This window comes from Providencia sp. 2023EL-00965 (genome assembly GCF_033550225.1).
Taxonomy (GTDB): Bacteria; Pseudomonadota; Gammaproteobacteria; order Enterobacterales; family Enterobacteriaceae; genus Providencia; species Providencia manganoxydans.
The window spans coordinates 28,625-41,429 of the sequence record NZ_JAWUEH010000002.1 but is presented as its reverse complement, the minus strand read 5'-3'; the positions used below and the strand labels follow the sequence as shown (position 1 = coordinate 41,429).

Genomic DNA, 12,805 nt, shown 5'->3' with positions numbered 1-12,805 from the left:
TCGATTATCTCTACCGATATACAGCTCAATTTCCATCTTAATAAGGGGAAACATTTAAGAAAAAGCGTTGTAACCAACCCATGGTTTGTGATTCATTAATATAACCATCACCGACGTATTCAATACGAGCATCTGCGACTTGGGTTGAACTCACATTATTATCAGCACCTATGGTGCGTGGGTTAACCACCCCAGAAAAACGAATCGACTCCGTTCCCTGATTAATAGCAATCCGTTTTTCACCGACCACATGCAAGTTACCATTCGCTAGCAATTGATCGACCGTGACGGTGATCGTGCCTTTAAAGGTGTTGTTAGCATTTGCGCCTCCCTTACCTGTGAAATCGCTATTCCCCTTCACATCCAATTCGGTATTGCTTCCGCCAAGCCAACCTTGCATAAAGCCCGGTAAAATTGCGGCTAAGAATCCCGTTTTACCACTACGATTGGCATTCGCTGATGAGTTTTTGCTGGCGCTAACATTTTCTTGGAGATTAATCGTTAAGATATCGCCAACATTACGTGGGCGCCTATCTTCAAATAAAGGTTGATAGCCGTAATAAGCAGGTTGTGTGCTTTGAAAAATTGCTCCATTGGGTGCAGGTGCAGTGGGGGCTGTCGGTAATGCTGTTGTTTGAGTATCCACCAGCGGGCCAGGCTTAATGTGGGCGCAGCCGCTGATGACGAATACCATCGCAATCACGATAGCCTTATTCGGTGAAAATGATGGGACTTTTCTATTATTAAGGGCAATACCGCTTTTCGTCATTATGATGCTCTTTTGCTGCTGTTTCTGTTTTACCTAATAGGCGCTCATCAAGTGGCTGTTGGCATAACCACTTGATGTAATTTATGAAATTAAAGCTGCGTTAAACGTTGCAACATCTGATCTGATGCAGAAACTGCTTTACTGTTAATTTCATAAGCACGCTGCGTTTGGATCATATTGACTAATTCTTCGGCAACATTGACATTCGAAGTTTCAAGCATATTTTGATATAGCAAGCCTGCACCGTTCGTTCCCGGCGCACTTTCATTTGGTGCACCAGAACTCGCCGTTTCCATGTATAGGTTCTCCCCCATACTTTGCAAACCCGCATCATTGATAAAGGTCGATAACGTAATTTGTCCAATTTGTTGTGGCTGGCTGTCACCAAATACCTTGATAGAAACGGTACCATCGCGAGCAATGGTTAAACTCTCTGCATTATCAGGGAGAGTGATAGCAGGCACGATTTGATAACCGCTTGAAGTGACTAATTGACCATCTTGGTTAGGTTGCAAAGCACCATCACGTGTATAGGCATCCGTCCCATCAGGCATTTGGACGTGTAAGAAACCCTGCCCCTTAATCGCGATATCGGTTGAATTACCTGTTTTGTTTAAAGCACCTTGGCTATGAATGCGCATTGTGGCAACAGGGCGAGAACCTGTACCTAACTGCAACCCCGACGGTAACGAGGTTTGTTCCGAGCTCATCGCCCCCGGTTGACGAATGTTTTGATACAGTAAATCTTCAAATACCGCACGCTGACGCTTGAAACCATTAGTACTCACGTTTGCCAAGTTGTTTGAAATAACATCAAGGTTCGTTTGTTGAGTATCAAGCCCTGTTTTAGCAATCCATAGAGAACGGATCATGGATAATTCCTTACTAATAAGTTAACTAATGGTAAGCAGTTGATTCGCTTTTTGCGCATTTTCATCTGCACTACGCACAACTTTCATCTGCATTTCAAAATGTCTAGCATTGGCAATCATCGCCACCATCGCCTCAGCGGCATTGACATTACTGCCTTCAATTACCCCTGAAGTGATAATTGAATTTTCGCTTTGAGGGAGCCCATTACCATTAGCCGCTTGTGCTTGTGGCGATAGATGAAATAATCCATCTTCGCCACGTAATAAATCTTGGGGCTGAGCTTCAACCACTTTCAAGCGACCAATTTGGCCTAACATCGTCGGTGGATCAGTGGCTAATAACGCCGTTACCGTACCGTCTTGACCAATGGTTAATTCCGCATTTGGCGGTACATTAATTGGGCCACCATCGCCTTGCAGACGCCGTTCACCGATCATCAACTCACCTTCAGATGAAATCTGAATACTACCGTTGCGCGTGTAGGCTTCGCTTCCATCCGCCAATTCAACCGCTAAGAAATGTTTATCATTAAGCGACACATCCATTGGCCGACCAGTGTAATTAAGTGGCCCTTGGCTCATATCAGCACCTGGAGTCGAAGCAACGACTAATGTACGCGTTTGCTCGCTATCTCCATTTATGGGGACAGCGCGCATCGCTGCTAGCTGAGCTTTAAAACCTACCGTAGAAATATTGGCGATGTTATTTGAAACAATCGCTTGATTTTCAAGCGCATGTCGTGCGCCCCCCATTGCGGTATAAATAACGTGATCCATGGCCACCCTCTATACTTAACGTAAGTTAACCATCGTTTGCAGCATCTGATCTTGCGTTTTGATCGTCTGTGCATTCGACTGATAGTTACGTTGCATCACAATCATATTGATCAGCTCTTGGCTCATATCAACGTTAGATGATTCAAGTGCACCACTGGTCAAATTGCCAAACTGACCAACCCCCGGTACGCCATTAATAGGATTACCTGACGCATTCGACGATGCCCAAACGTTGCCACCTTGAGACACTAAACCATTTGGATTCGCAAAAGCAGACAATGCCACCTGCCCAACTACACGTTTTTGTTGGTTAGAGTAGTTAGCCACAATCAGACCATTGTCTTCGATTTTGAAGTTTGTATATTCACCGGCTGGATAGCCATTTACATCAATAGCACTCACTGATGATTCACTGACTTTTTGTTGGCGAGTATTATTTAGGTCAACTTGTAAAGTGCCATTATTCGCACCGTTAAGGCCTTTATAGTCGAAAGGAAATTTTGCATCTGCTGGTGTAGATAAACGACCATTACCATCAAATGTCATATCTCCTAATTTTACCGCTTTTTTGTCATTGGCATCTTTCGCATAAGCTGTCCATTTATTGTCATCGGTTTTGACAAAATAAACAGAAATTTCGTGCGTATTGCCTTGGCTATCAAAGGCAGTCATCGTAGTGCTAAAGTTATAGCTCCCCGGTATATCTGGGTTATCTGGGTCAAATGTTTTAGGATTGTCTTCCGAATTCAGGTTAATCGTCAGTTTAGCCATATCCGACGCTTTAGCATCCATCATATCGGTTGGAATATTAAGTGCCTCAGGTACCCCCCCTGATTGAATAGCCACATTGCCTTTATTATCAACACTCGCTGGGTATCCCGTTACAATCATGCCTTGGTTGTTAACTAAGTTACCGCTTTTATCACGAATAAATTGGCCATCGCGACTGTAATAAATGTCGCCATTCGCATCTTGTACACGGAAAAAACCATTACCTGAAATAGCAACGTCCGTTGGTCTATCCGTACGTGTAATTGAACCATCTTTAAAGTTTTGTGTTACCGCAGCAACATTCACCCCTAGCCCCACACCTGAACCAGCAAACATATCGGCAAATGAGGTCGTTGCACCTTTAAATCCATTAGTTGCGGAGTTGGCAATATTGTTACCAATCGAATCAAGCCCTGCTGAGGCAGCATTTAAGCCACTGACTGCTTGTGAAAATGACATATTTTCTCCATGACGGTTGGGAAATTAAAATTAAGCGGATGGGTAGACTTTAAAAATGCTACTAAGTGGAACACTTTGCCCAATACCAACATCCAATAAAGGTGCATCACTCCCCGGCGTGACACCATTAACACGGGTGTAGCCTAGTTTGGTCACTTCGATTTCAGCGCCGTTACTGATAGCCTTGACATCGAAAAAATATTTACCTTTTGTATCGGCAACCACATTGCCATTGTTATCTTTTCCGTCCCACGACATATCATAAATATCGGGTTTGACATCAGTGTCATAGGTAATGGTTCGCACCACAGTTCGATTTTTATCACGGATAGTGATTTCAACGCTGTTGGCCATTTTGGGAAGAAAAAAGCCGAAAGGCGAAGAGATAAAATCCCCTTCAGATATAGCTGTTTCACCATCATGACTACTTTCAGATAAGGAACGGGTCGTTTCATCTTCTGGCAGTGGATTGGTAGGTTTAGAAACAGATGAACTGCTGTCATTATTGGATGATTTTAATGGTGCAAGCACAATTTCATTACGTGGGATCAATACGCCTTTTCCAACTAATTGAGTCGCTTGTAATGATTGCCCTGAACCAATTTGCTGAGAAATGCCATTGACGCTATCACCCAACTTGTTCATGCTTTCCAACGTCGCGATTTGTGCTAACTGGCTGGTCAAATCGGTGTTTTCCATTGGTTTAGTTGGATCTTGGTTTTGCATTTGTGTGACGATCATTTTCAAAAATGTGTCACGCATGTCATCTGTTTGACTTTTCTTTGGAATATTACTTTGCAACGGCTCAGGGCCTGCTGTGGTATTGTCCAAAGAATCATACATTGTCGCTGCAATGCCCATTTAGCCTCCCGTTACTGGCCTATAGTTAAGGTTTTTTGCAACAACGATTTCGCTGTGTTCATCACCTCTAAATTGGCTTGATAACTACGTGAAGCGGAAATGGTATTGATCATTTCGCCAACCATATCGACATTAGGCATACGGACATAACCTTTTTCATCCGCTAATGGGTGGCCGGGTTTATATGCCAAACGTGGTGGTGTCGGATCTTCAATCAGTTGGCTCACTCGAACGCCACCGACTTGATGACGACCTTGGGGTGTCATCTGAAATACCACTTGTTTAGCACGAAATGGCTCACCATCAGGTCCTGCTACGCTTTCAGCGTTTGCCATATTGCTTGCGCTAACGTTAAGACGCTGTGATTGTGCAGTCAGCGCTGAGGCTGAAATATCTAAAATACTCAGTAAAGCCATAATCATTACCCTTGCTGTAAGACAGCCAACATGCTTTTGATGCGGCTATTGATAAAGGTTAGGTCTGCCTGATACTTCAAGGTGTTATCGGCAAATTGACTGCGTTCAATATCCATATCGACCGTGTTTCCATCCATTGAGGTCTGATAAGGCACACGATATTTGAGATCCAAAGCCGGTTGTTTTACCCCATGGCCTTCTATGTGTCCTTTTGAGGTCACCGCAAGTGCAACCCCCTTACCTTTCACGGCGCCGTTATTCATCGCCTGTTGCAGTTGACGATTAAAATCAATATCACGTGCCTGATAACCCGGCGTATCTGCATTCGCGATATTTGCGGACAGCACCGCTTGTCGCGATCCGCGTATTGATAACGCTTGTTGCCCAAAAGCAAACAAAGCATCTAATTTATCAATCATGTTCAACCTCAATGATAAAACGTATTTCAGCACTCGTTGAAAAAGCTGCTCTGAGAAGATAGCAATACAGAAAACGCTGAAATTTAAAATTCGACGCGCTTATATTAGCTGGCGGATAAAAAATCTAATGGCAAGATAAAGGCAAAATTATTGACCTATTTAGCTCATTCATTATTGTACAAATGAGTAAACTGCGAGCATCTAGGAAACGCGTTTTAATATATGCTCAAAATAATTTGCGAAGTACAGGGCAACAAATGAATGAATTGCTAACGCTTGAGAAAACAAGAGACTGACGTAAATACACGTAGTCAATATGCCTTAGCTACAACTTGAAATATGACAATATAAGAGGCGACTTGATGGGGTATTTTTATACAACTGCATTTTGTGGGTTAACTTTAATGGCAACCGCAGCCCAAGCCTCTTTACCACAAGATATTAATCATTATTTTCGCAAAATACATAGCAAACCAAACCAAGTTTCTATTGAAATTAAAACGCCAATAGAACGCTGGCCGAGTTGTGAAAACCCGCAGATCATGCCGCCGATTGGTGGACGTAATATGGGAAATGTTTCATTACCTGTCCAATGTGGAAAGAAAAAACAGTATCTTCAATTAATCGTTAATGTGACGGGTCAATATTATGTCGTAACACGTAATATTACCCGCGGTGAAAAAATTGAATTTGTAGATATTGGCACTAAAAAAGGGCTGTTAGATAAGCTGCCAGCAGGGGTATCAACGGACAAACTCGCTATTCGTGGCAGTATTGCGTTGCGTGATATTAATGCAGGCCAAATAGTTACTCAGTCCATGATCCGCCGGCCATGGGCAATAAAAGCGGGACAGACTGTGTATGTGTTTGCCAATGGCAATAACTTTTCGGTGAAGTATGAAGGTCGAGCGATTAATAATGCAGTCACGGGACAAAACACACGCGTTCGCCTAGTGAATGGGCAAATTGTGAATGGAGAAGCATTAGAAAATGGCAGCGTTCAGATAGCACTCAAATAGCGATTTTTGATTGTCGCAATATCGTTATATCGATAATATGCACTCAAAATACAGGTAATTATCTACTTTTATACTGCAAGGTACAGGGCTTTTCATTAAAGTATGGTCGCTACGCTTAGCAAGTCGTCCCCTAAATCTTGAATTGTTTAGAGTATAGAATTATCCGAAAGGTTATCATCGCATTTAAAGTATTCAACATAATTGCCGATAAAATGAATCAGAAAGATATCGGAATAGGAAAAATATTATGGCTATCGAGCAAACACCTGCAATTTCAGCATTAACTCAAGTCACCACTCGTGATCCACAGGATGCGACAACAACTCTTCGCGATAAAAAAGTTTCAACCACTGAATCTGTGAAAGAAAGCGTTTTTTCACCCAGTGAATTGCAAAAGAAGCTGTTACAACCGCAAGCAAGCGATATTAATAGTGAAAAAGTTGAAAAAATTAAACAAGCTATTAAAGATGGCACATTGAAAATGGACGCGGGAAAAGTGGCAGATGGGATTTTACGTGATGCACATGAATCCATGCTTTCAATGAAAAATGAAGCAAGATAACCAATATGAACGATGAATTACTCATACTGCTAGAGCAGCAACTAGCACATTTGCAATCACTACAGATAGTGATGAAAAATGAGGAGTTGCTGTTAGGCTATCACCGTGTTCCACCGTCTCCTTTCCAAGAAACCACGGAACAAAAGCGCTATTTGGTTGCCGCGATTAGCCACGGGGAAACAAACCGCCTACGTTTAGAGCAAGAGAGCAACATTTCAGCACCTTACGAAGACTTCCCTGCTCTACAAAGTCTTTGGGGAGCGATCAAAGCGCTAACAACAGAGTTAAAAGAACTCAATTATCGCAACCATCAAATGTTGCAATTACACATTGAACTCAATAGCCAACGCCTCGCTTTCGCCAAAAAACATAATAATCAATCGACATATGGTGCTGACGGGTTAGAGCAAAAACGCCCTGTGTTAGGTAAAAAGATCTCGATTTAATCAAGTTTCTCCCAAAACTCACCTTTTATAGTGCGGGCTGTTTTGCGTATCGCTTACCCTATACAGATAAATAATGCAGGGGGTTGATGTTTGCTCTTCGTCAGTTATAACAATATGGTATTGTTCAATAAGACATTTGAAAAACATTCGAGGCAAGTTCGACACTGCTACTCGATGCTTTTCGGCAAATGAACGCCATACTTTAATTTGAGTACAGCACTCATGATTAAATACAATATCCTTCCTAAACTTCAATTCAACTAGATTAACTGTTTCAGGATTATCCCCGGTAGTCACCATGCGATACTGATGTTTATTATTTAACTTCAGCAATCGATAACTATCAGGGACAGCAAAATGATCTATTTGAAAAAGACTTGTTTCTCTTTCAATAAATGACACAGTGTGTTCTATATTCTTCGATAATACTTTTAATTTAATATTAAAATCAGTATCTGGAATTAGTCTTAGCATGGTTGAGCATACCTGAAGTTCAAGTTTTATGCTCATTTTGCTCCACCTCATGGACAATGAATAAACACAATATACATTAGTTCATCAAGGGCTCTAAATCTCAATCACTCTCAAGTTAATTGGGTCGATTAGCTACCACTAATCATTGATGTCATACGAATTTTACGGCGATCATTCAGTTCAAGATTCGACATGACGACCAATTGAGGTAAGCTTCTGCGCAAAAAGCGAGATAAGATCAAACGTAGACCATGGTTAACTAATAACACGGTTGGTGCCCCCATTGCTTCTTGATGTCGAATGGCATCTTCAGCTTGAGTTTGTATAAATTGAGCAAGATTAGGTTCTAACCCTCCACCATTTTTAGCGGCTTGTAATAAAATTTGTTCCAAATTTGCATCAAGTCCAATCACTTGAATTTCATCTGCATTACCAAACCACTGTTGTGTAATTGCTCTGCCCAAAGCAATACGTACTTGAGATGTCAGATAATCGGTATCTTTTTGTTCACCGTTTTCTCCTGCCATTTCAGCGAGTGTTTCAATAATGGTACGCATATCGCGGATCACCACATCTTCCATGAGCAAATTCTGTAATACGCGATGTAAAATGGTTAATGAAATCGTATCTGGTATCAAATCATCAGCTAATTTAGGCATTTCTTTTTTCACTCGCTCATACAGCTGTTGTGCTTCTTGGCGACCAAATAACGTACTTGAATTTTGCAGCAAGATTTGATTGAAATGCGTTGCGACTGCGGTACTCGCTGAAACCACGGTATAACCTTGAATTTGTGCTTGCTCACGTAAATCATCATCAATCCAAACCGCTGGTAGGCCAAATGCAGGTTCTTTTGTGGCATCACCTTGCAATGTTCCAGCGGCATTACCAGGATCAATTGCAAGACTTCTTCCCGGCTGAGCTTCACCACGCCCAACTTCAGCACCTTTTATAAGTATCCGATATTCGCATGGCGATAACTCTAAATTATCGCAAATATGGACAACGGGTGGCAGATACCCTACTTCTTGAGCAAATTTTTTCCGCAGCCCACGTAAACGCCCTAATAGCTCGCCTTGTTGATCGTTATCAACCAGTGGGATCAAACGATAGCCTACTTCCATAGCCAGTAAATCTTCCAACTGCACATCGTCCCAAGTTGCCTCCATCACTTTATTGGCTTCTTGAACTTGTTTTAGTTGGCCATCTTCTGATTTCTGTTCTGGTTGTTTGGCCTTTTTGACCAAATACCAACCTAAACCGGCTAATGCAGCGGTAAAAAGTAAGAAAACAAAGTTAGGCATGCCCGGTATCAGGCCAATCAGTCCTAAAACCCCTGCACTTAGCCACATCACTCGTGGGTTATTAAACAGTTGGGTAACCATCTGCTCACCCACGTCTTCATCCGTTGCAACCCGAGTAACAATAACCCCTGCTGCGGTTGAAATGATTAACGCGGGGATCTGTGCCACAAGCCCATCACCAATAGTCAGCAAGGTATAAGCACTCGTTGCATCACCGAGTGTCATATGATGCTGACCAACACCAATAATCAAACCACCTACCACGTTGATCACCATAATCATGATCCCCGCGATAGCATCACCACGGACAAATTTACTCGCACCGTCCATTGAGCCGTAAAAATCAGCCTCTTGGGTTACCTCAGCTCGGCGTTTTTTAGCTTCTTCATCATTAATGATCCCAGCATTCAAATCAGCATCAATCGCCATTTGCTTACCGGGCATTCCATCTAGCACAAAGCGAGCGCCCACCTCAGCAATACGCCCCGCTCCCTTAGTGATAACCATGAAATTAATCAAAACTAAGATAATAAAAACCACAATACCAATAGCAAAATTACCACCAACCAAGAAGTGCCCAAAGGCTTCAACAACCCGACCCGCTGCATCTGGGCCTGTATGACCATCAAGCAAAATGATCCGCGTTGAAGCGATATTCAGTGATAAGCGTAATAATGTCGCAAATAGCAGGATCGTTGGAAAAGCGGCAAAATCGAGGGTACGTTTAGTAAACATGGCGACTAATAGCACCATGATGGATAACGCAATATTAAAAGTAAATAATAGGTCTAAAATAAAAGCCGGTAATGGCAAGACCATCATTGATAAGATCAATAAGATAAGAACTGGCCCAGCCAAAATTTGCCATTGCGTGCCCTGTAAAGTTTTCGGCAATTTTAATAATGCAGCCAAATTAGCCATCGCGATTGTTTTCTCCAACAAAGTCCAGCGCCGGTGGTACTGGTAAATTTTTCGGTCTTCTTGGTTTTAATCCACCTTCACGTCGCCAACGACGCAATTGGTAAACCCATGCTAAAACTTCTGCTACTGCTGCATAGAGTGCAACAGGAATGCTTTGCCCTATCTCTGCATGACGATACAAAGCACGTGCAAGTGGTGGTGCTTCAAGCTGCAAAATCCGATGCTCTTGGCCAATTTCCTTAATACGCTGTGCTAATACCCCAGCCCCTTTTGCTAACACTTTAGGTGCCCCCATATTTTTATCGTCATACTTTAATGCAACAGCATAATGGGTTGGGTTAGTGACAATAACATCTGCTTGTGGGACATCTGCCATCATTCGGTTACGCGCAATGGCGCGCTGCTGCTGACGAATTTTCGCTTTTATCTGTGGGTCACCTTCTTGCTGTTTGAACTCATCTTTAATTTCTTGGCGGCTCATGCGCAACTTCTTCAGATGCGAGCGAAATTGATAAAAAACATCAAAAGCCACCATTGGGATCAGTAAAAATACAATCAAGTAACCTGCAAAAATCACTTTATGCATCGCATTGCCTAGGGCTGTCACCGGTGATTCAGTAACTAGGTGTAACAATGATGGCCAGTTTTGCCATAAGAAAATGGCAGCACCTAGCCCAACAAATAACGACTTCAGTATTGCCTTAAATAGCTCTGAAAGCGCATTCATTGAAAAAATGCGTTTTAATCCTGAAATTGGATTAAGTTTTTTCAAATCAAACTTAATGGATTTGCTATTAAAGGCTAATCCCCCTACCAATGATGATGCAGAGATCCCAACCAGCGCTAACCCACCAATCACAGGGAATAAAGCAAATAATGCTTCACTCACTACTCGTCCTAAGTAACTCAACATCAATCCAGTATTTTGAATATAGTGGCCATCAAAAATAAAACCTTGGCGGAAAATTTGCCGTAACTCATCAGCAAGATGCCCCCCACTCAGCCATAGCAAGCTAATACCCGCTAACATCATCATCAACGAACTCAGCTCTTTGGAGCGAACAATCTGCCCGTCATCTTTTGCTTTTTGTTTTTTATGGGGCGTGGGCTCTTCTGTTTTTTCTACATCACTTTCATCAGACACGCCGTTTCCTTGTTCGTCAGCAGATGACAATTTTGGTCTATAGCATGACAGAGTGTAAAAAAATCAATGCTGGAAAATAGATAAGGTTCGCAAGGGTTATTTGCCAATTGAGCAAAACAACATCAGTATTGCGAGTGGCTACGCAAATCGAAAAACAGTAATGAAAAAGAGCTGAAAAACAGCAAAATTGAAGGTTAAAGTCTAACGTAAGCAACAGGCCATGCTATGTTACACGGGTAAATACACATGTAATCTGAGGCGATTATGAGTACGGTTGCAAATAGAACGAAAAAAACGGTAAGCGTCACCGTTGCTCCTGAACTGTATCAGCAAGCAAGAAACGCTAACTTAAACTTTTCAGCCATTTTAACTAATGCATTGATTATGGAGTTGAAAAAAGTAAAAGCACTGGAGTGGAAACAAGCAAACACGGCGGGTTTTGATGAACTCAATCGTATCAATGATGAATACGGATTACTGTCGGACAAATACAAGAAGTTTTAATGCAATTTTATCTCTATCAAAACCGTGAAAATAGCCATTCCCCGTATTTACTTGATATACAAAGCGACCTCATTGATAAGCTTAATACTCGGCTAGTCATTCCGTTGTTTGATAGAAATTTAGTCCGTCACGCATTACCTGTACGACTGAACCCAACGCTGTTAGTCGAGGGCCGACCCTATGTATTAATGACACATCAGATGGCGTCAGTACCTCATTCGTTACTTGGTAAAATGGTTGCAGATTTTACAGATCAAAGAGATGACATAAAAAAAGCCATTGACCTACTTATAGATGGTTTTTAAGAGAGGTGAAGATCCATAACCCATCATATACGTTAACGATTATTTACTGATAACGATAAGGTTGTACTTTTTTATGTTAATTTTAATGAAGTGCGTCCCCTCGCAGCACCTATGCAAGGGGATATGCTACTTAAAAGCCTAATTCATCCAATAAATCATCAACTTGAGATTGTGAAGCCATAACATTCACGCCTTCTTTGTTGATTTGGGGTCCATTCAGCAAACTGTCATTTTGTTGTTTCACCCGCATTTCTGGCGGCGTATTTTCCATTAACAAAGCCAATAACTGTTTTTCAGCTTCTTCAACCACTTCCATCATTTTCTTAATCACTTGGCCAGTGAGATCCTGAAAGTCTTGAGCCATCATGATTTCTAGCAATTCCGCCTTAGTAGTATTGCTATCATCAATAACTTGACTAAGAAAAGCTTGCGTAGATTGATGTAATTCAGGTGTAATTTTCTCGCTATCGACGTTTTTCCATTGTAGCTGCAATGCCGTTGCATCCGCATGCATTTTTACCTGAAGTGGCTTCATAACATCAATACCATTTAAGGTTTTTTCTGCCGCCTGAGCTGTCATTTGCGCGATATAACGTAAGCGATCTTTACCATCAGGGATGCTCGCCACAGCCTGTTGAACACTTTTTTCAAGGCCCAGTTCACGCATACTTTCGCGTAGCGTTCTCATCAAGGTACCAATTCGAGTAATGACTTGCTTAAGGTCTTCATTACCCGAATTGTTCGCCGTTAATATTTGTTCAGTCATCACACTCTCCTAGGCA

16 protein-coding genes are annotated in these 12,805 nt (G+C 42.0%); 5 read left to right on the top strand and 11 right to left on the bottom strand.

The window, feature by feature from the left end; all coding sequences use genetic code 11:
- Window positions 1–37 precede the first annotated feature (37 nt).
- From SC428_RS03010 to flgB, 7 genes are all read right to left on the bottom strand, one after another.
- On the bottom strand, window positions 38–769 hold the full coding sequence (locus SC428_RS03010) for a flagellar basal body L-ring protein FlgH (protein WP_070926052.1): 732 nt from the start codon (window positions 767–769) through the stop codon (window positions 38–40).
- Between the two features lie 89 nt (window positions 770–858).
- Entirely contained in the window at window positions 859–1,641 is a 783-nt protein-coding gene (gene flgG, locus SC428_RS03005) for a flagellar basal-body rod protein FlgG (RefSeq protein WP_070926050.1), read from the bottom strand.
- Between the two features lie 21 nt (window positions 1,642–1,662).
- Window positions 1,663–2,418 (bottom strand): flagellar basal body rod protein FlgF, encoded by a 756-nt coding sequence (locus SC428_RS03000; protein WP_070926048.1) that lies wholly within the window; start codon window positions 2,416–2,418, stop codon window positions 1,663–1,665.
- A gap of 15 nt (window positions 2,419–2,433) precedes the next feature.
- The gene (flgE, locus tag SC428_RS02995) at window positions 2,434–3,648 is read right to left on the bottom strand and encodes a flagellar hook protein FlgE (protein WP_140181615.1); all 1,215 of its coding nucleotides are present in this window, start codon (window positions 3,646–3,648) and stop codon (window positions 2,434–2,436) included.
- A 30-nt stretch (window positions 3,649–3,678) separates the two neighbouring features.
- Entirely contained in the window at window positions 3,679–4,509 is an 831-nt protein-coding gene (locus SC428_RS02990) for a flagellar hook assembly protein FlgD (protein ID WP_070926046.1), read from the bottom strand.
- A gap of 11 nt (window positions 4,510–4,520) precedes the next feature.
- Window positions 4,521–4,925, bottom strand: coding sequence for a flagellar basal body rod protein FlgC (gene flgC / locus SC428_RS02985; protein ID WP_140181613.1), 405 nt, complete (start codon window positions 4,923–4,925; stop codon window positions 4,521–4,523).
- A gap of 5 nt (window positions 4,926–4,930) precedes the next feature.
- Window positions 4,931–5,344 (bottom strand): flagellar basal body rod protein FlgB, encoded by a 414-nt coding sequence (gene flgB, locus SC428_RS02980; protein WP_070926044.1) that lies wholly within the window; start codon window positions 5,342–5,344, stop codon window positions 4,931–4,933.
- Window positions 5,345–5,706: 362 nt separating this feature from the next.
- Between flgB and flgA the strand changes: the two genes are divergently transcribed.
- The 3 genes from flgA to SC428_RS02965 all read left to right on the top strand — a co-directional run bounded on the left by flgA (window position 5,707) and on the right by SC428_RS02965 (window position 7,371).
- Window positions 5,707–6,363, top strand: a complete 657-nt coding sequence (flgA, locus tag SC428_RS02975) for a flagellar basal body P-ring formation chaperone FlgA (protein ID WP_070926042.1) — start codon at window positions 5,707–5,709, stop codon at window positions 6,361–6,363.
- Window positions 6,364–6,610: 247 nt separating this feature from the next.
- Window positions 6,611–6,925 (top strand): flagellar biosynthesis anti-sigma factor FlgM, encoded by a 315-nt coding sequence (gene flgM, locus SC428_RS02970; protein ID WP_070926040.1) that lies wholly within the window; start codon window positions 6,611–6,613, stop codon window positions 6,923–6,925.
- Between the two features lie 5 nt (window positions 6,926–6,930).
- Window positions 6,931–7,371 carry a flagella synthesis protein FlgN gene (locus SC428_RS02965; RefSeq protein WP_140181607.1) on the top strand — a complete coding sequence of 147 codons (441 nt, stop codon included), beginning with the start codon at window positions 6,931–6,933 and terminating at the stop codon, window positions 7,369–7,371.
- Between the two features lie 18 nt (window positions 7,372–7,389).
- On the opposite strand, the gene SC428_RS02960 is transcribed toward SC428_RS02965, so the two are convergent.
- The 3 genes from SC428_RS02960 to flhB all read right to left on the bottom strand — a co-directional run bounded on the left by SC428_RS02960 (window position 7,390) and on the right by flhB (window position 11,214).
- Window positions 7,390–7,881, bottom strand: coding sequence for a hypothetical protein (locus tag SC428_RS02960; protein WP_070926036.1), 492 nt, complete (start codon window positions 7,879–7,881; stop codon window positions 7,390–7,392).
- A gap of 92 nt (window positions 7,882–7,973) precedes the next feature.
- Window positions 7,974–10,070 (bottom strand): flagellar biosynthesis protein FlhA, encoded by a 2,097-nt coding sequence (flhA, locus tag SC428_RS02955; RefSeq protein WP_070926034.1) that lies wholly within the window; start codon window positions 10,068–10,070, stop codon window positions 7,974–7,976.
- The gene (gene flhB, locus SC428_RS02950) at window positions 10,063–11,214 is read right to left on the bottom strand and encodes a flagellar biosynthesis protein FlhB (RefSeq protein ID WP_070926032.1); all 1,152 of its coding nucleotides are present in this window, start codon (window positions 11,212–11,214) and stop codon (window positions 10,063–10,065) included. The genes flhA and flhB overlap by 8 nt, the downstream gene beginning before the upstream one ends.
- Before the next feature lie 264 nt (window positions 11,215–11,478).
- Between flhB and SC428_RS02945 the strand changes: the two genes are divergently transcribed.
- Together SC428_RS02945 and SC428_RS02940 are read left to right on the top strand one after the other, a co-directional pair.
- Entirely contained in the window at window positions 11,479–11,718 is a 240-nt protein-coding gene (locus SC428_RS02945; RefSeq protein WP_318705799.1) for a type II toxin-antitoxin system CcdA family antitoxin, read from the top strand.
- Window positions 11,718–12,023, top strand: a complete 306-nt coding sequence (locus tag SC428_RS02940) for a CcdB family protein (protein WP_070926030.1) — start codon at window positions 11,718–11,720, stop codon at window positions 12,021–12,023. The genes SC428_RS02945 and SC428_RS02940 overlap by 1 nt, the downstream gene beginning before the upstream one ends.
- Before the next feature lie 130 nt (window positions 12,024–12,153).
- Here the strand turns inward: SC428_RS02940 and SC428_RS02935 are convergent, their stop codons facing one another.
- Complete coding sequence (locus SC428_RS02935; protein WP_070926028.1) at window positions 12,154–12,789, bottom strand: protein phosphatase CheZ; 636 nt, start codon at window positions 12,787–12,789, stop codon at window positions 12,154–12,156.
- Between the last annotated feature and the right edge of the window lie 16 nt (window positions 12,790–12,805).

Coding starts and splice junctions, on each gene's coding strand:
- SC428_RS03010 (WP_070926052.1), bottom strand. CDS start 769: ATGACGAAAAGCGGTATTGCCCTTAATAATAGAAAAGTCCCATCATTT.
- flgG (WP_070926050.1), bottom strand. CDS start 1,641: ATGATCCGTTCTCTATGGATTGCTAAAACAGGGCTTGATACTCAACAA.
- SC428_RS03000 (WP_070926048.1), bottom strand. CDS start 2,418: ATGGATCACGTTATTTATACCGCAATGGGGGGCGCACGACATGCGCTT.
- flgE (WP_140181615.1), bottom strand. CDS start 3,648: ATGTCATTTTCACAAGCAGTCAGTGGCTTAAATGCTGCCTCAGCAGGG.
- SC428_RS02990 (WP_070926046.1), bottom strand. CDS start 4,509: ATGGGCATTGCAGCGACAATGTATGATTCTTTGGACAATACCACAGCA.
- flgC (WP_140181613.1), bottom strand. CDS start 4,925: ATGGCTTTACTGAGTATTTTAGATATTTCAGCCTCAGCGCTGACTGCA.
- flgB (WP_070926044.1), bottom strand. CDS start 5,344: ATGATTGATAAATTAGATGCTTTGTTTGCTTTTGGGCAACAAGCGTTA.
- flgA (WP_070926042.1), top strand. CDS start 5,707: ATGGGGTATTTTTATACAACTGCATTTTGTGGGTTAACTTTAATGGCA.
- flgM (WP_070926040.1), top strand. CDS start 6,611: ATGGCTATCGAGCAAACACCTGCAATTTCAGCATTAACTCAAGTCACC.
- SC428_RS02965 (WP_140181607.1), top strand. CDS start 6,931: ATGAACGATGAATTACTCATACTGCTAGAGCAGCAACTAGCACATTTG.
- SC428_RS02960 (WP_070926036.1), bottom strand. CDS start 7,881: ATGAGCATAAAACTTGAACTTCAGGTATGCTCAACCATGCTAAGACTA.
- flhA (WP_070926034.1), bottom strand. CDS start 10,070: ATGGCTAATTTGGCTGCATTATTAAAATTGCCGAAAACTTTACAGGGC.
- SC428_RS02945 (WP_318705799.1), top strand. CDS start 11,479: ATGAGTACGGTTGCAAATAGAACGAAAAAAACGGTAAGCGTCACCGTT.
- SC428_RS02940 (WP_070926030.1), top strand. CDS start 11,718: ATGCAATTTTATCTCTATCAAAACCGTGAAAATAGCCATTCCCCGTAT.
- SC428_RS02935 (WP_070926028.1), bottom strand. CDS start 12,789: ATGACTGAACAAATATTAACGGCGAACAATTCGGGTAATGAAGACCTT.